Source organism: Actinocorallia aurea (assembly GCF_054783995.1).
In genome coordinates this window covers 67,820-89,394 of sequence record NZ_BAAGPQ010000018.1, presented here as the reverse complement: position 1 = coordinate 89,394, position 21,575 = coordinate 67,820, and the positions used below count along the sequence as shown (strand labels likewise).

Here is a 21,575-nt window from a genome sequence, read left to right as displayed (position 1 = left end):
GTCCTGTCCTCGGACCCGATGGGCAGGGTCCGGGGATGAGTGCCGTCGAGGCGCGGGTCGCGCCCGCCATTCTGCGTACGGCGACCGGACGTGAGGCCACCCGATGGGTCGTGGCGCATTGCCGCGCGGTGCCTTGGCTGACGGTCTCCGCCGTGCTCACGACGGTGGCCGGGGCGGCGCTCCAGGTGCTTCCGGTGCTCCTGCTCGGCCGGGTGGTCGACGGGGTCGACGCGGGAGAGCCGCGCTCCATCCTCCTCACCATCGGCACGCTTCTCGTGGCCGCCGCGCTCCTGGGCACGGCGGCCACTGCCGCGTCCGCCTATCTCATCGGACGGCTCGGCGCCGATCTGCTCGCCCGGCTGCGCGAGGGCGCGGTCCGGACGGTGCTGGGGATGCCGAGCGCCCGGATCGAGGAGGTGGGCCGCGGCGACGTGCTGTCCCGGGTCGGCGACGACGTGGCCGTGGTGTCCAAGGGCATCCGCACGGCCGTGCCGACGGTGTTCTCCGCGGGCGTCCTCGTCGTCGTCGCCACGCTCGGCATGTTCGGGCTCGACTGGCGGCTCGGTCTCGCGGGCGCGGGCGCGCTGCCGGCGTACGCGCTGGCGCTGCGCTGGTATCTGCCGCGGTCCGCGCCGCTCTACCAGAAGCGCGCGGTGGCGCAGGCCGACCGCGCGCAGGCCTTCATCAGCGGCCTGGACGGGATCGAGACGGTCCGCGCCTACCGGCTCGAGGAGTCCTTCCGGGAGAAGGTCGACGCGGAGTCGTGGCGGGTGCGCAACCTCGGCATCGAGGTGTTCCGGTTCTTCGGCAGGTTCGTCGGCCGGGAGAACCGGGCCGAGTTCATCGGGCTCGTCCTGATCCTGCTCGTCGGCTACGCCCTGCTGGAGAACGACGCGGCGTCGCTGGGCGAGGTGTCGGCGGCGCCGCTGCTGTTCCACCGGCTGTTCGCCCCGCTCGGCGCCATCATGTTCACCTTCGACGAGGCGCAGAAGTCGGGCGCGAGCCTGACCCGGCTCGTCGGCGTGCTGGGCGAGTCCGCCGAGGAGCGCCTGGTCGGCGACGCGGAGGTGAAGCCCGCCGCCGTCGGGCACTACCCGGTGGAGGTGCGGGGACTGACCTTCGCCTACCCCGATTCCGAGGGGCCCGTGCTGACGGACGTCGATCTGGCGATCCCCGCGGGCGGTTCGCTCGCGCTCGTCGGAGCGACGGGCGCGGGCAAGACGACCCTCGCGGCGCTGATCGCGGGCATCGGGACGCCGCAGTCCGGGACGGTCCGGATCGGGGAGACCGATCTCGCCGGACTCGACGAGGCGGGCACCCGCGCGCTGGTGAGCATCCTGACGCAGGAGACGCACGTGTTCTCCGGCCCGCTCGCCGACGACCTGCGGCTCGCCGCGCCGACCGCGACCGACGCCGAGCTGATGGAGGCGCTGCGCACCGTGGGGGCCGCCGCATGGGTCGAGGCGCTGCCCGAGGGCCTGGCGACGGCGGTCGGCGAGGGCGGCGAGCGCCTGGACGGCACGAAGGTCGCCCAGGTCGCGCTGGCCCGCCTGGTGCTGGGCAGGGCGCCGGTGGTGGTGCTGGACGAGTCCACCGCCGAGGCGGGCAGCCAGGGCGCCGCGGAGCTGGAGCGGGCCGTGCTGGCCGCGTGCCGGGGCCGCACGACGCTGTTCGTCGCGCACCGGCTCACCCAGGCCATGGCCGCCGACAGGATCGCCGTCCTGGACGCCGGACGCGTCGTCGAAGAGGGCACCCACGAGCAACTCGTCGCCCTTGACGGTAGGTACGCACGGTTGTGGAGCGCTTGGCGGGAGGCCGGTTAGGCGACCCCCGGTCGAGACTGGTTAGCTGATCCGTATTTAGGTTAGGCTAACCTAAGTCTCAGGAAGGGACGGCTGTGTCCTCGATGACGGAACTCCCCACCCCTCGTCATGCCCTGCTTTCTCCCGCTCGCCTGAACGGAGTGCGCGCAAGGATCGGCGCGTACTCCGACAGGACCATCACCGAAGCGAGCGCCATCGCCCTGGCGTTCTGGGCGACCGGGCAGAGCCCCGAAGGCCTCGCGCTCACGCCCGACACCCTCTTCGCCGACGTCCTCGGCTGGGTCGACAACGGCAGAGCCGACGACGGAGAGGGAGCGGGCGCGGAAGGCGGGCGCGTCCCTCTTCCCGAGGGAGTCGCACTCGCCGACGCCCGGCTCGCCTTGGACGACCTCGCGGACTTCCCCGACCGGCCGCTCGGCACCGTAGGCCCGTCCAGCGTCGCGGCCCGCCTCGAAGCCCTCGCCGGATGGCACGACAACGCCGTCGAGCGGGACCGGCCGAGCCTCGTGGAGCTGTTCCGCGAGCAGGCGCGGACCCGCCCGGACGCCGTCGCCATCGTCGACGAGAGGCGGTCGCTCACCTACGGAGAGGCCGCCGCGCTGTCCAACCAGCTCGCCCGGCACCTCCGGGAGCGCGGGCTGGCGGCCGAGGAGGTCGTCGGCATCTCGCTCGGGCGCTCCGCCGAGATGGTGATCGGGCTGCTCGCGGTGCTCCAGGCCGGGGGCGCGTTCGTGCCGCTCGACCCGCAGTGGCCCGCCGCGCGCCGCGCCGTCGTGATCGAGGACGCCCGGGTCGTCCTGCAGCTCAGCGCGTCCGGCGAGGACCACCCGGCCGAGCCCCCCGCCGTCGCGGTCGACCTCGACGACTGGCGGTTCGGCGGATACCCGGCCGAGCCGACCGACGTCGTCCTGCCCGGCTCCGCGCTCGCGTACGTCATCTTCACCTCCGGCTCGACCGGACGCCCCAAGGGCGCGATGATCCGGCACGAGGCCATCAGCGAGCGCCTGCTGTGGCAGGTCCACCAGATCCTCGGCTTCGGCCCGGACGACGCCTCGCTCTTCAAGGCCCCGCTGTCGTTCGACATCTCCATCAACGAGATCTTCCTGCCGCTGGTCTGCGGCGGCAGGCTGGTGGTCCTGCGGCCCGGCGGCGAACGCGACCCGCACCACCTCCTCGACGTCATCGACGCCCAGCGCGTCACCTTCGTCTACCTGGTGTCGTCGATGCTCGACGTGCTGCTGGAGATGGCCGGCGACTCAGGCCGCCTGGACAGCCTCCGGCACGTGTGGTGCGGCGGCGAGGTGCTCACGCCCGAGCTGTACGAGCGGTTCCGCACCAGGCTCGACATTCCGATGTACCACGGCTACGGCCCTGCCGAGACGACGATCGGCGTCTCCCACGTCGTCTACCGGGGCGAGGCGGAACGGCTGTCCACGTCGATCGGGAAGGCCAACCCGAACACCCGGCTGTACGTGCTGGACGACGAGCTGCGGCCCGTCCCCGTCGGCGTCGGCGGCGAACTGTACGTGGGCGGGTTCCTCCTCGGCCGCGGCTACGTCAATGCGCCAGGTCTGACGGCCTCCCGCTTCGTCGCCGACCCGTTCGCCTCGGACGGCTCCCGGCTCTACCGCACCGGCGACCTCGCCCGGTACCAGCCCGACGGCTCCCTGGACTTCCTCGGCCGCGCCGACAACCAGATCAAGATCCGCGGCATGCGGCTGGAGCTGGAGGACGTCGAGGCGGGCCTCGCCGAGCATCCGCGCGTCCGGCACACCTGCGTCGTCGCCAAGAAGAACTCCGCGGGCGGCACCTATCTCGTCGGGTACGTGATCCCGGCGGGCGGCGCTGACCTGCGGGCCGCCGAAGTGAAGGCTTGGGCCGCGGAGAACCTCGTCGAGTACATGGTGCCCGCGCACATCGTCGTCATGGACGCGTTCCCGCTCACCGCGAACGGCAAGCTGGACCGGCGGGCGCTGCCCGAACCCGTCCTCGACGCGGGTCCGCTGCGGGAGCCCGCCACCGAGGCCGAGCGCGCGGTGTGCGCGGCAGTCGCCGCGGTGCTGCGGCTGGACGCGGTCGGCGTGGACCAGAACTTCTTCACCCTCGGCGGCGACAGCATCCTGGCGATCTCGCTGCTCAGCGCGCTGCGCGAGGCGGGCCTGTACGTCACCGCGACACAGATCTTCACGAGCGAGACCGTCGGCGCGCTCGCCGCGGTGGCGAGCCGCGAGGCCGCCGCGCCCGTGGACCGCGACGACGTCGCGACGGGTCCCGTCGCGGGCTCGCCGATCGTGCGATGGCTCGGCGAGACGACCGGCGCGATCGACGGATTCGTACAGTCCGTCGTCCTCAACGTGCCCGCGCAGCTCACCGCCGACGCCCTCGACGCGCTGCTCGCCGCGCTCGTCGCCCGGCATCCGATGCTGCGCGCGCGGCTGGTGCGCGGCGACCGCTGGAGCTTCGAGATCCCCGAGGCCGACGGGTCCTCCGTCGGATGGCAGGCGAGCGACCTCCCGCTGGAGGCGTGCGTCGGGATCGCCACCGACGGCCTGGACCCGGACGCCGGGGTGATGGTCCGCGCCGTCTGGCGGCGGACCGCGCGCCAGCTCGTCCTGGTCGTCCACCACGTGGTCATCGACGGCGTGTCCTGGCGCGTCCTCATGGACGACCTCGCGACGGCGTGGCGGCAGCACACCGAGGGCGCGCCCATCGAGCTGCCCAAGGCGGGCACCTCCTTCCGGCGCTGGACGCAGCTGCTGGAACGCGCCGGATTCGAGGCCGACCGCGCCCACTTCGAGCGCCCCCTTCCCGGCCCGGACGGACTCCTCGGCAGGCGCTCGCCGACCGGCGCCGACACCGTGGCGCGGGAGCTGACCCGGAACGTCTCCGTCGACCCCGGCGTGACCGCCGCCCTCCTCGGCGACGTGCCCGCGCGCTTCCACGCGGGCGTCAACGACGTCCTGGTGACGGCCCTGGCCGTCGCCCTCGCCCGGTGGCGGCGCGACCTCGGGCAGGACCAGACGTTCCTGCATCTCGAACTCGAAGGACACGGCCGCGAGGCCAGGTTCGTGGCCGGCGCCGTCGGCTTCGAGCCCGAGCTGTCGCGGACCGTCGGCTGGTTCACGACGCTGTTCCCGGTCGTCGTGGATCCCGGCGCGGCGGTCGACCCCGCCGACCCCGGGTATCTGGCAGCCGCGCTGAAGTCCGTCAAGGAGGACCTCGCCCGGGTGCCGGGCAATGGCCTCGGCTACGGCGTGCTGCGCTATCTCGGCGGCGTGGAGTTCACCGCGCCCGCCCCGCAGGTGCTGTTCAACTACCTGGGCAGGTTCGAGGCGGGCTCGTCGCGGGAGTGGCAGTTCGCCGGGGCCGCCGGGCAGCTCGGCGAGAAGCGCGACCCGCGGATGCGGCTGCCGCGCGCGCTGGAGTTCAACGCGATCGCCGAGCCAGGCCCGACGGGCGCGCCCGAGCTGGTCACCACGATCTCCTGGCCCGCCGGCGTGTTCACCGACGCCGACATCAGCGCGCTAGGAGGCTACTTCAAGGCCGCGCTCGAAGGCCTCGCCGCGCTCGACGCCGGTGGCCACTCGCCGAGCGACTTCCCGCTGGTCTCCCTCACCCAGGCCGACGTGGACGCCCTCGACGGGCCCGCGCTCCGGCCCGGTGGCCGGCTCCCCGGCGCAGCCGGGATCTCCAAGAGCCGGTCACCGGGCCCATGGGTACGCGACGTCCTGCCGCTGACCCCGCTGCAGGAAGGCCTGTACTTCCACTCGGTGTTCGACGACGATGCCTCGGGCTCCTACGTCGAGCAGCAGCTGCTGGAGCTGTCCGGGCCCGTGGACCCCGACCGGCTCGCCGCTGCCGCGACCCGGCTCCTCGCCCTCTTCCCGAACCTCGCCGCCCGCTTCACCTCGCTGGAAGACGGCAGGGTCGTCTCGGTGCTGGAGAGCGGCGTCGCGGCGCCGTTCACGGTGCTGGAGCGACCCGGCATCACCGACGCCGAACTGCGCGACCTCGCCGAGCGGGACCGCCGCGCCGGGTTCGATCTCGCGACCGGCCCGCTCATGCGGTACACGCTGGTCCGGGACGGCGCAAGGCACGTTCTCGTGCAGACCGTGCACCACATCATCGCCGACGGCTGGTCCGTGCCGCCGATGCTGCGCGCGCTCATGGCCGAGTACCACGCGCCCGGGAGCGTCTATCCGCGCGGCGGCTTCGCCGACTACGCGCGCTGGCTCGCCGGGCGCGATGAGGCCGAAGGCGATCGGGTCTGGGCGGAGCAGCTCGCGGGGCTGCCCGGTCCGTCGCTGGTCGCCGAGGGACACGTCCCGTCCGAGGAGTTCGCCGACGTCGCCGCCGCGCCGGCTCTCGACATCGCCGCGGAGTCCCGCGCGGCAGGGGTGCCGCTGAGCGTCGCCGTGCACGCGGCCTGGGCGGTGACGCTGGGCGGCATCCTGCATGCCGAAGACGTCGTGTTCGGCTCGACGGTCTCCGGCCGCGACGCCGACGTGCCCGGCATCGCGGACATGGTCGGCCTCTTCATCAACACGATCCCGGTCCGCGCCCGCTGGACCCGGACGACGACGGCGCGCGAACTGCTCGCCGCCGTGCGCGACCACCAGAGCGCGACGCTGCCGCACCAGCACGTCTCCCTCGCCAGGATCGGCCGCCGCGCCGGGCACGGCACCCTCTTCGACACCCTCGTGGTCTTCGACGTCGCCACCGACGTCGCCGACCTGCGGGGCGACGAGGTGGCCATCACCGCGATCACCAACGAGGGCGCCCCGCACTACCCGCTGACCCTCGTGGTCGAGCGCGGCCTCGACGGCGGCCCGCGCTTCAACCTCATCTACGACGGGGTCCTGCTGGGCGAGCGGGGCGCCCGGAAGATCCTCGACGCGTTCACCGCCACCCTGTCCGGGCTGCTCACCCGGCCGGACGCCCCGGTCGGCGCGCCGGATCCGGTCCTGGAACCGGTCGCGCGGACCACCCTGGGCGCCCTGTTCGACGCGGCCGCCGAGCGGGATCCGGCGGCGACGGCGGTCACCCGGTGCGGCCTCGACGGCGCGACGCGGTCGCTGACCTACGGCGAGCTGGCCGAGGCGAAGAACGCCCTCGCCGGTGCGCTGCGGGCCGCGGGCGTCGGACCGGGGAAGCGGGTCGCCGTGGCCGTCCCGCGCTCGCTGGAGCAGGTCGTCGCGCTCGTCGGGATCGTCTCGGCCGGCGGCGCGTACGTGCCGCTCGACCTCGCCTATCCGGACGAGCGGCTCGCCTACGTGCTCGCCGACGCCGCCCCCCAGGCCGTTCTGGTGGAGGGGGGCGAGCGGGAGCGGTTCACCCGGCTGCTGGCCGAGGCGGGGGTCGCTGCTCGCGTGCTCGTGCTCGGCGAACTGCCGCAGGAGACCGCGCAGGGGCCCGAACCCGGCTGGCACGACGCCGCCTACGTCATCTACACGTCCGGGTCGACGGGGCGGCCCAAGGGTGTCGCGGTCCCGCATTCCAGCGTGGTCGCCCTGCTCGCGAACACCCGCGCCGACATGGGCTTCGGCCCCGACGACGTGTGGGTGCAGTTCCACTCCTACTCGTTCGACTTCGCCGTCTGGGAGCTGTGGGGCGCGCTCGCGCACGGCGGTGAGCTGCTCGTGCCGGAGTACGGGCTGACGCGCTCGCCCGTCGACTTCCACAGGCTCGTGCGCGAGCGCGGCGTCACCGTGCTGAACCAGACCCCCTCGGCCTTCTACCAGTTCGCGGAGGCCGACAAGGCCGCCGCCGAGCCCGTCACCGCGCTGCGCCGCATCATCTTCGGCGGCGAGGCCCTCGACCCGGCCAGGCTGCGCGGCTGGGTCGAGCGGTACGGCACGGGCGCGCCCGAGCTGGTCAACATGTACGGGATCACCGAGACGACCGTGCACGTCACGCACCGGGTGCTGACCGAGGCCGACCTCGCCCGCGACCGCAGCCCGATCGGCGGCCCGATCCCGGGCCTCACCGCCCATCTGCTGGACGACGCGCTGCGGCCGGTGCCGCCGGGCCGGGTCGGCGCGATCTACGTCGCGGGCGACCAGGTGTCGCTCGGCTACCTGGGCAGGCCGGGGCTGACCGCGGGCCGCTTCGTCGCCGACCCGTTCGCGGGGGACGGCTCCCGGATGTACCACACGGGCGACCTCGCCCGCCGGACCCTCGACGGCGAACTGGAGTTCGTCGGGCGCGCCGACGACCAGGTGCAGCTCAAGGGCTTCCGGATCGAACTCGGCGAGGTCGAGACGGCGATCCGGGACCTTCCCGGTGTGGTGGACGCGGCGGTGACCGTCGCGGGCAGCGGGGACCACCTCGTCGCGCACATCGCGGGCCGGGCGCCCGGCGACCTGGCCGGACTCCTGGCGGCGAAGCTGCCCGCGCACATGGTGCCGGGCCGGGTGCTTCACCTGGAGGCGCTACCGCTGACCGTGAACGGCAAGCTGGACCGCAAGGCGCTGAGCGCGCGGGCCGCCGCCGAGGACGACGCCCCGGCGTCCGTCGAAGGCGGTGCCTCGCTCAGCGCGCTGGTGGACCTCTTCGCCGAGACCCTGCCGGGCGGCGCGATCGACGCGGACACCGACTTCTTCCGGGCCGGGGGCGACAGCATCGTCGCGATCACCCTGGTCAACCGGGCGCGGACCCGCGGGGTGAACGTCACGCCGAAGGACGTGTTCCTGCACCGGACGCCCCGCACGCTGGCCGCGCACCTGTCCGCGCAGCCAGGCGCGGGCGCACCGGCCGTCGCCGCCCCGGCGCGCCGCGCCGACGGTCCGCTGCCGCCGACGCCGATCATGCTGCGCCAGCGCGAACTCGGCGGCTCGCTCGCCCGGTTCGCCCAGGCCAGGGCGCTGGACGTGCCCGAGGGGGCCGGGTTCGCCGACGTCCAGCGCGCCGCCGACGCCGTGGTGGCCGCGCATCCCGCCTTGCGGCTCAGGCTCTCCGTCGCGCACGGGATCTGGACGCCGCGCACCGAGCCGGCCCGCCCCGTCGCGGTCCGGCGCGCGGAGTCGGCCGACGCGGCCGCGAACGAGGCGGCAGGACGGCTCGATCCGGAATCCGGTGACGTCGTCGCGTTCTCGTGGCTGGAGGACGCGCGGACCCTGGTCGTCACCGCACACCACCTGGCCGTGGACGCGGTGTCCTGGCTCATCCTGCTGGAGGATCTGGCCACCGCCCTGCGCGGCGAACCCCTGGCGCCGCCGACGACGTCCTACGCCGAGTACGCCGAAGCGCTGACGGTCCAGGCGGCCCAGGACGTCGAAGGCCTCGGCCACTGGACCGAGACCCTCGCCGCACCCCCGCTGACCGCCGCGCTCGCCGGCCTGCGCGGGACCACCGTCGATCTCGCGCCCGAGACCACAGGGCACCTCGTGCACACCGCGCCGGCGGCCCTGGGCGTCGGCCTCACCGAGCTGCTGGGCGGCGCGCTCCGCAGCGCGCTGACCCGGATCCAGCCTTCCCCGACGGACCTCGCGATCGAGATCGAGCGGCACGGCCGCGTCCCGGTGCTGCCGCACCACGACTACACCCGGACGGTCGGCTGGTTCACCGCGATCGCGCCGGTCCGGCTCACCCCGCGCACCGATCCCCTCGCGGCGGCCCGGGAACTCGCCGAACGCCAGCCCGACGAGGCGGGGCACACCGCCTACGGCAGGCTGCGGTACCTCAACCCGCAGACCGCCCCGCTGCTGACGGCCCGGCCGCAGGTCCTGTTCAACTACCTCGGCCGGGGCAGCGAGGCGCAGGCCCTGGCGATCACCGGCGGCGACCAGGGCAGCCCGTACGCCGTCGAGGTCAACGCCTGGATCGACGAGGGCACCGGAAGCCTCCGGGCGGCCTTCACCCTCGCCGAGGGCGTCCCGGACGTGCTCACCGACCACTGGCTGAGCGCGCTGGGGGAACTCGCCGAGGCCGCCGCGACAGCCGAGCGGACGGCCCCCACGACCCCGCTCCAGCAGGGCCTCTACTTCCAGGCCCAGCTGGCGGGCACGGCCGGCCACTATGTCGCGCAGAGCCACTTCGAGTTCGACCGCCGCCTGGACACCGAAGCCCTCGCCGAGGCGATGGCCCACGTGATCGCGAAGCACCCGGTCGTCGGCGCGGGCTTCACGACCGACGACGACGGCATCCCCGTCCAGGTGCTGAAGGCGGGCCGCCGCGTCCCCGTCACCACCGTCGAGGCGGCGACGGACGCCGAGGTGGAGGCGCGCCGCGTCCGGGACCGCGACACGGGCTTCGACGCCGAGGACCCGCCGCTGATCCGGCTCACCGTCGTCCGCAGGCCCGGCGGCCGCGACGGCCTCCTGCTCAGCTACCACCTGATCCTGTGGGACGGCTGGTCCCGCGAGATCGTGCTGCGCGACCTCTTCGCCGCCTACGAGACGATCCTCGCCGGGGGTGTGCCCGACGCGTCCCCGGCCGTGCCGGGCTTCGAGGAGCACGCGCGGGCGCTGGCGGCCAGGGACGCCGCGGCGTCGGCGCGGTTCTGGGCGGAGCACCTGGCCGGACTGCCAGGCCCGACGCTCCTGGCCGGTCCCGCGCCGAAGCTCGTCGAGGGGCTGCCGCGCGCCCTCGTCCGGGAGCTGTCGGACGAGCGCTCGGTGCTGCTGCGGGAGGCGGCCAAGACGCACGGCGTCACCCTCAACGCGCTGCTCACCGGCGCTTTCGGGCTGCTGCTCGGCGGGCACACCGGCCGCGCCGACGCGGTCTTCGGCGTCACCGTCTCCGGCCGTGAGGGCCCCGGACTCGACGGCATCGTCGGCGTCCTGCTCAACACCGTCCCCCAGTGGACACGGGCGCGCGCCGATGCCACCGTAGGGGAGTACCTCGCGGGCGTGCAGGAGGCCAGGGTCGCGGCGATGGAGCACGAACACCTCGGGCTCGGCGAGATCCAGCGCGCCGGCGGCCACGACACGCTGTTCGACACCCTCTTCGTCCTCCAGAACTTCCTCGACCTCGACGCGTTCGCCGCGATGAACGCCAGGCACGGGATCACCTCGGTGCGGGCCGACGACTCGACGCACTACCCCTACACCTGGGTGGTCACGCCGGGCGAGCGGCTCACCGTGAAGCTGGAGTACCGGGACGGCGACGGCGTCCGCGCCGCGAGCCTCCTCGACGACTACCTCGACCTCCTCGACGAGATCGCGACGGCCACCGGGCCGGTCGGGACGCTGCGGGGCTTCGGGCCCGAGCCCGTCCCGGGCGAGCGGACCGATTTCGGCACGGACACCGTCGTCGACCGCTTCGACCGGGCGGCCGACCGCACCCCGGAGAGAACCGCGCTCGTCGCGGACGGCGCGGCCATGACGTTCGCCGAGTTGCGCGACCGCAGCCGGGCCGTCGCGGGCGTGCTCGCCGCGCGCGGCCTCGGCCCGGAGACGACCGTGGGCCTGGCGATCCCGCGCTCGCTCGACTCGATCGTCGCGCTGTTCGCGGTGCTCCGCGTGGGCGCCGCCTACGTGCCGCTGGAGCTCGACCATCCCGACGAGCGGATCGCGGCGATCGTCGAGGACGCCCGCCCGGAGGTCGTGCTGACCGTCGGCGCGGTCGCCCCGCGGCTCACCGGGGAGCTGATCGAGCTGGACCGGCCGCTGCCCGAAGCCGCGCCGTTCGGCACGTTCGACCCGGACGATCCGGACCGGCTCCGGCACCCCGCCTACACGATCTACACGTCGGGCTCGACCGGCAGGCCCAAGGGCGTCGTCACCGAGTACGCCGGGCTCACGAACATGCTCGTCAACCACCGGCACCGGATCTTCGAGCCGGTGCTGGCCGAGCGCGGGCACCGCGTCTTCAAGATCGCGCACACCGTGTCGTTCGCGTTCGACATGTCGTGGGAGGAACTGCTCTGGCTCGCCGACGGCCACGAGGTGCACATCTGCGACGAGGAACTGCGCCGCGACGCGCCCCGGCTCGTCGCCTACTGCCTGGAGCACGGCATCGACGTCATCAACGTGACGCCGACGTACGCCCACCAGCTCGTCGCCGAGGGCCTGCTGGACGATCCCGCGCGGCGGCCCGCGCTGGTGCTGCTCGGCGGCGAGGCGGTCACCCCGGCGCTGTGGCAGCGGCTCGCGACCACCGAGGGCACCGTCGGATACAACCTGTACGGACCCACCGAATACACCATCAACACCCTCGGCGTCGGGACCTTCGACTGCACCGACCCGGTGGTCGGCGTCGCCATCGACAACACCGACGTGTACGCGCTCGACCCGTGGCTGCGGCCCGTCCCCGACGGGGTGCCCGGCGAGCTGTACGTCGCGGGCGTCGGCATCGCGCGCGGCTACCTCGGGCAGGCCGCGCAGACCGCGCACCGGTTCGTCGCCTGCCCGTTCGGCGCGCCCGGAGAGCGGATGTACCGCACCGGCGACCTCGTGGTGCGGCGGCCCGACGGGAACCTCGTGTACCTCGGCCGCACCGACCAGCAGGTGAAGATCCGCGGGCACCGGGTCGAGCCGGGCGAGGTCGAGGCGGCGTTCGCGGCGCACCCGGCCGTCCGGTTCGCCGCCGCCGTCGCCCAGCCCGACCCGCAGGGCGGCCACCGGCTCGCCGCCTATCTCGTGCTCGACGGCGCCGACCTCGCGTCCGTCGCCGCCGAAGTGGGCGCGGGACTGCCCGACTACCTGCGGCCGTCGCATTACGCCGAGGTCGGCGCCATCCCCCTCACCGTCAACGGCAAGGCCGACACCAAGGCCCTGCCCGAGGCGCGTCCGCTGGGCGCGCTGACGACGGCGGGGGAGCGCGGCCCGGAAACCGAGACCGAGGCGATCGTGTGCGAGTACTTCGCCGAAGCACTGGACCTGGAGGAAGACGAGGTGAGCGCGGTGAGCGACTTCACGGCCCTGGGGGGCCATTCCATGCTGGCGGTGCGGCTCGTCGGGCTGCTCCGCCGCGAGTTCGGCCCCGCGATCACCGTCCGTGATCTCGTCGCCCTGCGCACCCCCGAAGCGATCGCGCGGCACCTCGATGACCGCGCCTGAGGCGGAGGCCCGCACGGGCTCGCAGATCCTGCGCATCGCCGTGCGCCGCAACGTCGGCGCGATGACCTGGGGCACCCTGCTCATGGGGATGTACCAGGCGGGCGAGACCGCCTTCCCGATCGCGCTCGGGCTCATCGTCGAGCACACCATGCGTGACCGGAGCCTGGGCGCGCTCGCGGTGTCGATCGCCGCGCTGGCCGTCATCATCACGACGGTGTCGTACTCCTGGCGGTTCGGCATGCGGATCCTCCAGAAGGCCAACACGACCGAGGCGCACCGCTGGCGGGTGCGGGTCGCGGCCGTCGGCCTCCAGCCCGTCGACCGGGGCAGCGACCTCAAGTCCGGCGAGGTCCTCACCATCGCCACCGAGGACGCCGACTCGACCGCCGACATCGTCGAGGTCGTGCCGATGCTCGTCAGCTCGATGGTCGCGGTGGCCGTCGCGGCGATCGCGCTCGGCATCGCCGACCTGCGGCTCGGCCTGCTGGTGATCGCCGGGACCGTCGCGATCCTGTCGATCCTCAGCGTGATGTCCCGGCGGATCGGCGAGAGCACCCGGGAGCAGCAGGCCCGGGTCGCGCGGGCCGGCGCGAAGGTCGCCGACCTCATCTCCGGCCTGCGGCCCCTGCACGGCTTCGGCGGCAACCAGGCGGCCTACCTCTCCTACCGGAAGGTCAGCACCGAGGCGAAGCAGCAGGCGATCACCGTTGCCCGCGTCAACGGCGCCTACGCGGGCATGGCGATGGCGCTGAACGCGGTGCTCGCCGCCGCCGTCACGCTGACGGCGGGCTGGCTGGCCTTCGACGGGCGGATCACCATCGGCGAACTCGTCATGGCCGTCGGGCTCGCCCAGTTCATCATGGAGCCGCTGAAGCTGTTCTCCGAGATGCCCAAGTACGTGATGATGGCGCGCGCCTCGGCCGACCGGATGGCGCTGGTCCTGGCCGCGCCGCCCGTCACGGCCTGGGGCGACGGCGCGCCGTCGTCCGCCGGGGGCGTCGAGGTCGACGGGGTGCGGTACGGAGCGCTGAACGGGGTGAAGTTCGCGGTGGCGGCGGGCGAGTTCGTCGCCATCGCCTCCTACCAGGGAAACGCGGCGGCCGACCTCGCGGCGGTGCTCGCCGGACGCGTCCCGCCCGACGCCTACGAGGGCGTCGTGCGGGTCGGCGGCGCGGAGGCCGCCGACCTGGACGTGACGGCGCTGCGCGAGCACCTGCTGGTGAACCCGTACGACGCGGAGATCTTCGCCGGAACACTCGGCACGAACATCGACCCTTCGGGCACCGGGCGGCGGATCGCCGAGGCGGTCGAGGCGTCCCTGCTGACCGATGTCGTCGAACTCCACCGGGACGGCCTCGACTACGCGGTCCGGGACAGGGGCGCGAACCTCTCCGGCGGCCAGCGCCAGCGCCTGTCCCTGGCCCGCGCCCTCGCCGCCGACACCGAGGTCCTGGTGCTGCACGATCCGACGACCGCCGTCGACGCGGTGACCGAGCAGCTCATCGCCCGCAACCTCGCCGACTTCCGCCGAGGCCGCACCACCCTCGTCCTCACCAGCAGCCCGTCCCTCCTGGACGCCGCAGACCGCGTCCTCATCCTCGACGACGGCGTCGTCACCGCCGACGACACCCACCGCAACCTCCTCACCACCGACGAGTCCTACCGCCTCTCCGTGGCCCGCTGACCCGCCACGGGCGGCTCCCCGGAGCCGCCCGGGACGGGGGTCACAGCCGCCACAGGTTGACGAAGGCCTTGCTGCTGTTCGGACTGAAGTCGTAGGACAGGCCGGCGCTGGCGAGGAAGGAGCCGTCGGGGCTCAAGGCCAACTGGTAGATGTCGGTGTTCTCGGTCGCCAGCGGGGGATGGGCCAGGACGCGGCGTTCGACGTTCCACAGCGCGACGGTGGAGAAGATCCCGGCGCAGGCGAGAATCTGTCCATCGGGGCTGAACGCGGCGGAGTAGACGCCGCCGGTGCGCGAGGGCACGGGCTCGCCGAGAGGGGTGAGATCGGCGGTGCTCCACATCCGGACGTAGCCGTCGTATCCGCCCGAGACGAGGATCGGCGCCGTGGGACTGAAGGTCAGGGACGAGATGTTGAGCTTGTGCCCGGAGGCCTGGGTCCCCAGGAGGGCCCCTCCGGCGACGTCCCACAGCCGGATGGTCCTGTCGTCGCCGCCGATGGCCAGGAGGCGTCCGTCGGCGCTCGGCGCGGCCTCGACGACGACGCCGTGCTCGGCGGTGAACGATCCCACGGCCCGCCCGCCGGGCATCTCCCACACCTCGACGTCGTTCTCCTCCGAGACCGTCACCAGGACGCCTCCGTCGGCGCTGAACTCGGCCTGGAAGACAGCGCGGCGACCGGCGAGCGGCACGGTCTTCGTGGTCCTGGCCGCGAGATCCCAGAGGCGGACGACGCCGTCCGTCTCGACCCAGGCCAGGGACCCGCCGTCGGGGGTGAAGGCCGCGTCGAGGCAGGCCGCGTCGAGGGGGATGACCGCGAACTCCTTGTCCTGCCGGACGTCCCAGATCCGCAGCTCGTCGTCCACGCCGATCACCAGGTGGGCGGAGTCGGGGCTGAAGCCGAAGCCTTCGAGCCATTCGACGCCGGGGTAGGTGAGCGTCCTGGCCGGTTTGGGGGCGCGGAGCGCGGTGACCGCCTGGCCGAGCGAGGTCAGCCCCTGCCGGACCGTGACCAGCCCGGTCAGCCCCAGGACCCCGACGCCGACCCCGATGCCCGTGCCGGTGAGGAGCGCGCGCCGGGTGATGCCGCGGCCCTGCCGCGCGGGGACGGGCGCGCCGACGGGCTGCGGGGGCATCGGCGGGCCGGGCGGCGGCGCCGCCTGCGCGGGAGGTGAGAGGGGCTCGGACGGGGCGGCCCAGGAGGAAGGAGGGGGCGGGGCGGTGTCGCCGCGGAAGAGCGCCGCGGCCCGCGTGGCCGCGGGGCGGCGTTCGGGGTCGCCGGACAGGAGGTCGTGCACCACGGCGAACAGCGGACCCGCTTCCGCCCCCGGAAGGTAGGAGTCTCCACCGAGCGCGTAAGCCAGGGTCGCGCCCAGCGCGCGCAGATCTTCGGCGGCGTCCGATCCGGGCGAGGCCGCGGCGGTGCCGAAGCCGGTCAGCACGGCGCGGTCCTCGGTCAGCAGGACGCTCGCCGGCCCGAGCGAACCGTGGACGACGCCCGCCTCATGGACCGCCGCGAGGACGTCGGCGATCTCGGCGCCGAGCCGCCCGGCCGCGTCGACCGGGAGCCCTCCCGCGTCCGCGACGACCTGGGCGAGGGTCCGTCCGGAGACGGCCTCGCGGACGATCCACACGCCGTCCCCGTCGGAGAAGCACTCGCGGATCGGCGCGATGCCGGGATGCCGCAGCCCCGCGACGACGCCGACCCCGTGCACCGCCCGCGCCTTCCAGCCCGACGCGTCGGTCCGGTCCTGTCCGGGCGGCGGCACCGCCCTGTCGACGACCACCTCGCAGTAGGCCCGCTCGTCCCAGGCCCGCCGGCCCGTCCCCGTGGCCTCGGCGGGCTCCGCCCATCGGTAGCGGCCCGCCAGAAGATCTTCGCCCACGGGACGCATCCGACCACGCGCAACTCCCGCGCGTCGACATTCCACCCCGATCGTGATCATTTTGCGGCGGCTCGGCAGGGCGGAACGCGGGCGTCCGGATCGCGCGCTCAGCCCAGGAGCCAGGCCGTGTGGTCGAGCAGGGGAGTGCGCCAGGCGGCGCGGTCGTGGCCCCCGGGGGACCGGGTGCTGCGGACGACGGCCCCGGCCTGGGCGGCGAGGGACTCGACCTCCGCGCAGTGGCGGTGCATCGGTTGCTCGTGTTCGCCCACGTCGAAGCCGATGCGCAGGCCGGTGAGGTCGGGGCGTTCGGCGCGGAGCCGGGCGGCGATGGCGCCGCCCGCGGGACCGGAGAGGGGGTCGGGGGAGGAGACCGCTTCGGGGGTCCACCAGAAGGCGCCGGACTGGCAGGCGATGCCGGAGATGAGGCCGGGGAACTCCAGGGCGGCGTACAGCGCGCTGAGGCCGCCCAGGCTCTGGCCCGCGACCACCAGGCGGCCGAGGTCGGCCGGGGTGTCGCCCGCGGCGACGAGGGGGAGCAACTCGTCGCGGACGGCCTGCCAGAAGACGCGGTTGGCGCAGAACTCGGCGGCGCGGTCTTTCGCGGGGACGAAGACGAGCGTGGCGGGGGGCAGGGCGCCCGCGGTGCCTGCCGCGTCGAACGCGGCCATCGCGGGGTGGAGGTGGAGCCAGTCGTCGCCGTCGAGCAGCAGCACCACAGGGCCGCCGCCGCCCACGGGGTGGACGCGGACGGTGCGGCGGGCGCCCAGCAGCGGGCTGGTCCAGCGGATGCGGGTGCGGGGCAGGGGCAGGACGTCGTCGGGGCCGAGGACGGGCCAGTACGGGGAGGGCAGGACGTCCGGGGTGGCGGTGACGGAGCGGTCGGGGCCCGCGCCGGCCGGATTGAACGGGTCGGCGTAGGCGCCGTCGTCGGCCCGGAACTGGTAGGTGAGGCGGAGGCGGGCCGGCATCGCGAGTTCGGCGTACCAGCAGTCGGTGTCGCCCCAGCGGGTGAGCGGCACCGGGTCGGACCCGCTCTCGAACGCGAGGACCGCGGGGGAGCCGCGCCACAGGAAGAGGGTCGCCCAGCCATCGTCGGCGGGCAGTGAGACGGGGCCGGAGAACGCCGCCCAGAAGGCTTCGGTGCCGGGCTCCGCGGGAAGGCCGAAGTCGCCGAAGGTGTGCTTCATGCGCGCGGCCTCACGCGGGCGGACGGAGCACGCTGCTCGGTGGGAGGCATCCGGGGCCTTTCTGAGGTTCGGTCGTGCGGGTCAGGGGTGGAGACCGCAAAGCGCTTAGGTTAGGCTCACCTAAGTATGGAGCCTAGTCTTTTCTCCCACCCCCTACAAGGAGAGCGCCGATGCGGGTCGTGATGTTCGGTTACCAGACCTGGGGCCACCGGACCCTCCAGGCCCTGCTGGACTCCGGGCACGAAGTGGTCCTCGTGGTGACGCACCCACAGAGCGACCACGCCTACGAGAAGATCTGGAGCGACTCCGTCGCCGACCTCGCGGCCGAGCACGGCGTTCCGGTCCTGCTCCGGGGCAGGCCCGACGACGACGTCCTGCGGGCGCTCAAGGAGGCGGGGCCCGACCTCATCGTCGCCAACAACTGGCGCACCTGGATCCCGCCGGAGATCATCGAGCTGCCCACCCACGGCATCCTCAACGTGCACGACTCGCTCCTGCCGAAGTACGCCGGCTTCTCCCCGCTCATCTGGGCCCTCATCAACGGCGAGGACGAGGTGGGCGTCACCGCGCACATGATGGACGCCGAGCTCGACGCGGGCGACATCGTCGTCCAGCGCGCGATCCCCGTCGGGCCCGCCGACACCGTCACCGACCTCTTCCACCGCACCGTCGACCTCATCACGCCCATCGTCCAGGAGGCGCTGGCGCTCATCGCGTCCGGCCGCACCGACTGGACGCCCCAGGACCGCTCCCAGGCGAGCTTCTTCCACAAGCGCTCGATCGAGGACGGCAACATCGACTGGACCTGGACGGCCGAGGAGATCGAACGTCTCATCCGGGCCCAGTCCGACCCGTACCCGAACGCCTTCACCTACTACAAGGGCGAACGCGTCCGCGTCCTGAAGGCCTCCGTCTCCGAGGGCGTCTACGGCGGCACGCCGGGCCGGGTCTTCATCAAGGAGGGCGACGGCATCGTCATCGTCGCGGGCGCCGAGGCCCGCCGGGGGCGCAGCCGCGGTCTCGTGATCGAGCGGGTCCGCACCGAGGACGGCACCGACCTGCCCGCCGACGCCCTGTTCCAGAAGATGGGCGGCTACCTCACCAGGCAGCCGTGAGCGCACCACCCGCTGCCGTGGCGGCCCTCGCCGGCCGGGCGGACGCCATGGCGGCCCTGCTGGCCGACCTCGTGCGCATCCCCAGCGTCGGCGGGTCCGCGGCGGAGGGGGCGATCCAGGGATTCCTCGCCGAGCGGCTGCGCGGCCTGGGGCTGGAGGTCGACCACTGGCCGCTGCCCCTGGACGCGCTGCGCGCCGCGCCGGACTTCCCCGGCATGGAGGCCCCGCGCGAGCGGGCGTGGGGCCTCGTCGCGCGGCTGCCCGGCACGGGCGGCGGGCGCTCGCTCATGTTCAACGCGCACGTGGACGTCGTGCCGCCCGGCGACCTCGCGGCCTGGACGGATCCGCCGTTCAGCGCCCGCGTCCGCGACGGGCGCCTGTACGGGCGCGGCTCCTGCGACATGAAGGGCGGCCTCGTCGCCCAGCTCTTCGCGCTCGGCGCGCTGCGCGGGGCGGGCCTGCGCGGCGACGTCCTCCTCGCCTGCGTCGCCGGTGAGGAGGACGGGGGAGTCGGCGCGTACGGGCTGCTGGAGCGGGGCTGGCGCGCCGACGCGTGCGTCATCGGCGAGCCGACCGGCCTCGACGTGGTGCCCGCGAACGCGGGCGCGCTCACCTTCCGGCTGCACGTGACGGGCCGGGCCGCCCACGCCGCGCGCCGGGAGACCGGGGTGAGCGCGGTAGAGAAGTTCTGGCCTGTGTTCGCGGCTCTGCGCGCGCTTGAGGCCCACCGCAACGCGGACGTGGATCCGCTGATGCGACGCTGGCCGCTGCCCTACGCGATCGAGGTCGGCACGGTGCGCGCGGGGGACTGGTCGTCCTCGGTGCCGGGTGATCTCGTCGCCGAAGGACGCGTCGGCGTCGCCCTCGGCGAGTCCCCGGATGAGGCGCGCCGCGCGTTGGAGGAGGCGGTCGCCGCGGCCTGCGCCGCCGACCCGTGGCTGGCCGGACATCCCGTCCGCGTCGAGTGGTGGGGCGGCCAGTTCGCCTCCGGCCGGCTCCCCGCCGACGACGGCGGTCTGCTCCACCACCTCACCGAGGCGCACACCGCGGTCACCGGAAGCACCCCGAAGGCCTGGGGCGCGCCCTTCGGCAGCGACCTCCGCCTCCTCACCGGCCTGGGCGGCATCCCCGCCGTCCAGTACGGCCCCGGCGACATCGAGGACGCCCACGCCCCCGACGAGTCGGTGCCCCTCGCCGAGGTGGTGACCGCCGCCCAGACCCTCACCGCCCTCGCCCTCACCCACTGCGCCTGACGGCTTCGCGCCTTTCGCGACCTTGATCCGGGAAGGCCCGGGTAGGTTGGGCGCACCCGCGCGGTTGCGCCGTCGTCTGGAGGAGCGGAATGCCGTCCGACCCGGAGAGGAACGCCACGGACGCCGACCGGGAGCGCTGCGTCGAGATCCTGCGGCACGCCCACGCCAGGTCCCGCTTCGACGCCGACGAGCTGAGCGTGCGGCTGGCCACGGCCGAGACGGCCCGCACCCTGGGCGAACTCGAGGACCTCACGGCCGACCTGCCGGAGGGGAGTCTGCTGCGCTCCTCCTGGAGCGCCTGCGCCGCCGTCACCGCGGTGCTGGGGCTGATGTGGTTCGTCGCCTTCCTGCGCGGCGGCGAACCCGTCCCGTGGTTTCTCGCGCTCTGCGTCCCGTGGGCGGCGGTCCTGCTCGTCGTCGGTCTCGTCAGACGGGACTGAACGGCGGCGTCAGGAGGAGGCGACGCGGCGGGCGGCGTCCACGGCCTCCGCTCGCCCGCGCGCATCAGGCTCCGGGTCAGCGGGCGGGGCGGTGGAGGGCCAGGTCGGGGGTGCTGAAGCGGGCGGCGGCCAGGCGGTGCTGGTGCCAGTGCGGGTAGAGGAGGTCGGGGGCGCTGACGCGGTCGAGGGCGGCGATGTCGTCGGGCGTCAGCGCCAGGTGCGCCGCGGCGAGGTTCTCGGTGAGCTGGGCGTCGGTGCGGGCGCCGACGATGAGGGAGGTGACGCCCGGTTTGGCCAGCAGGTAGGCGAGGGCGACCTGGGCGGGGGTCGCGCCGTGCGCCTCGGCGATCTCGACCGTTCTGTCGATCGTGTCCAGGAGCTTGGCGGGGTCGCGCACGGACAGCTCGGGCCAGGCGGCGATCTCCTCCTCGGACAGGTCGCCGCGGCGGTGCTTGCCCGACAGCAGGCCCCGGGCGAGCGGGCTGAACGCGACGACGCCGAGGCCCTGGTCGATCGAGGCGGGGATGAGTTCGTACTCGGCGTCGCGGCATTCGAGGGAGTAGTAGACCTGGTTCGCCACGAACCGCTCGTAGCCGCGGGAGTCGGCGGCGGCGAGCGCCTTCATGAGCTGCCAGCCCGCGAAGTTCGACACGCCCAGGTAGCGGACCTTGCCCGAGCGGACGAGCCCGTCGAGGGTGCCCATCGTCTCCTCGAGCGGTGTCTGCCCGTCCCATCCGTGCACGTGATAGACGTCGATGTAATCGGTGCCGAGGCGGCGGAGGCTCTCCTCGACCTCGGTCAGGAGGTGGTGGCGGGACAGGCCCTCGGCGTTGGGCCCGCCGAACCCGACCCGCGCCTTCGTCGACAGCAGCACCCTGTCGCGCCGCCCCGCGACGGCCCGGCCGACGATCTCCTCCGAGAGCCCGAACGAGTACACGTTCGCGGTGTCGACGAGGTTCACGCCCGCGTCGAGGCACAGGTCGATCTGCCGGCGCGCACCCGCGATGTCGGTGCTGCCGAATCTGCGGAAGATCTCGTCCTGCCCGCCGAACGTCATCGCGCCCATCGACAGCACCGACACCTTCAGCCCGGACCGTCCCAGAGACCTGTACTCCACACCGCCCCCTTCTCGGGCGCCCGCTGCGCCCCTTATGGGCCAAGACTAATCGTCCTTTCCGGGCAATGCGCGTT

Annotated in this window: 9 protein-coding genes; 6 read left to right on the top strand and 3 right to left on the bottom strand. The window is 74.0% G+C overall.

Going from position 1 to position 21,575, the window contains the following annotated elements; all coding sequences use genetic code 11:
* Positions 1-35: 35 nt before the first annotated feature.
* The 3 genes from ACYVOM_RS23115 to ACYVOM_RS23105 all read left to right on the top strand — a co-directional run bounded on the left by ACYVOM_RS23115 (position 36) and on the right by ACYVOM_RS23105 (position 14,507).
* Positions 36-1,823 (top strand): ABC transporter ATP-binding protein, encoded by a 1,788-nt coding sequence (locus ACYVOM_RS23115; protein WP_460305555.1) that lies wholly within the window; start codon positions 36-38, stop codon positions 1,821-1,823.
* A gap of 140 nt (positions 1,824-1,963) precedes the next feature.
* On the top strand, positions 1,964-12,823 hold the full coding sequence (locus tag ACYVOM_RS23110; protein ID WP_460305554.1) for an amino acid adenylation domain-containing protein: 10,860 nt from the start codon (positions 1,964-1,966) through the stop codon (positions 12,821-12,823).
* Positions 12,810-14,507, top strand: a complete 1,698-nt coding sequence (locus ACYVOM_RS23105) for an ABC transporter ATP-binding protein (RefSeq protein WP_460305553.1) — start codon at positions 12,810-12,812, stop codon at positions 14,505-14,507. The genes ACYVOM_RS23110 and ACYVOM_RS23105 overlap by 14 nt, the downstream gene beginning before the upstream one ends.
* A 40-nt stretch (positions 14,508-14,547) precedes the next feature.
* Here the strand turns inward: ACYVOM_RS23105 and ACYVOM_RS23100 are convergent, their stop codons facing one another.
* Both ACYVOM_RS23100 and ACYVOM_RS23095 read right to left on the bottom strand, forming a co-directional pair.
* Entirely contained in the window at positions 14,548-16,389 is a 1,842-nt protein-coding gene (locus ACYVOM_RS23100) for a protein kinase family protein (protein WP_460305552.1), read from the bottom strand.
* A 107-nt stretch (positions 16,390-16,496) separates the two neighbouring features.
* A complete protein-coding gene (locus ACYVOM_RS23095) occupies positions 16,497-17,576 on the bottom strand; it encodes an alpha/beta hydrolase-fold protein (RefSeq protein WP_460305551.1) in 1,080 nt (359 codons plus the stop codon).
* Between the two features lie 170 nt (positions 17,577-17,746).
* Between ACYVOM_RS23095 and ACYVOM_RS23090 the strand changes: the two genes are divergently transcribed.
* From ACYVOM_RS23090 to ACYVOM_RS23080, 3 genes are all read left to right on the top strand, one after another.
* Positions 17,747-18,691: a methionyl-tRNA formyltransferase gene (locus ACYVOM_RS23090; protein WP_460305550.1), complete on the top strand. Its 945-nt coding sequence runs from the start codon at positions 17,747-17,749 to the stop codon at positions 18,689-18,691.
* Entirely contained in the window at positions 18,688-19,944 is a 1,257-nt protein-coding gene (locus ACYVOM_RS23085) for an ArgE/DapE family deacylase (RefSeq protein ID WP_460305549.1), read from the top strand. Before ACYVOM_RS23090 ends, ACYVOM_RS23085 begins: the two co-directional genes overlap by 4 nt.
* Before the next feature lie 89 nt (positions 19,945-20,033).
* Positions 20,034-20,384 (top strand): DUF1707 SHOCT-like domain-containing protein, encoded by a 351-nt coding sequence (locus ACYVOM_RS23080; RefSeq protein WP_460305548.1) that lies wholly within the window; start codon positions 20,034-20,036, stop codon positions 20,382-20,384.
* Positions 20,385-20,460: 76 nt separating this feature from the next.
* On the opposite strand, the gene ACYVOM_RS23075 is transcribed toward ACYVOM_RS23080, so the two are convergent.
* Positions 20,461-21,501 (bottom strand): aldo/keto reductase, encoded by a 1,041-nt coding sequence (locus ACYVOM_RS23075; RefSeq protein ID WP_460305547.1) that lies wholly within the window; start codon positions 21,499-21,501, stop codon positions 20,461-20,463.
* Between the last annotated feature and the right edge of the window lie 74 nt (positions 21,502-21,575).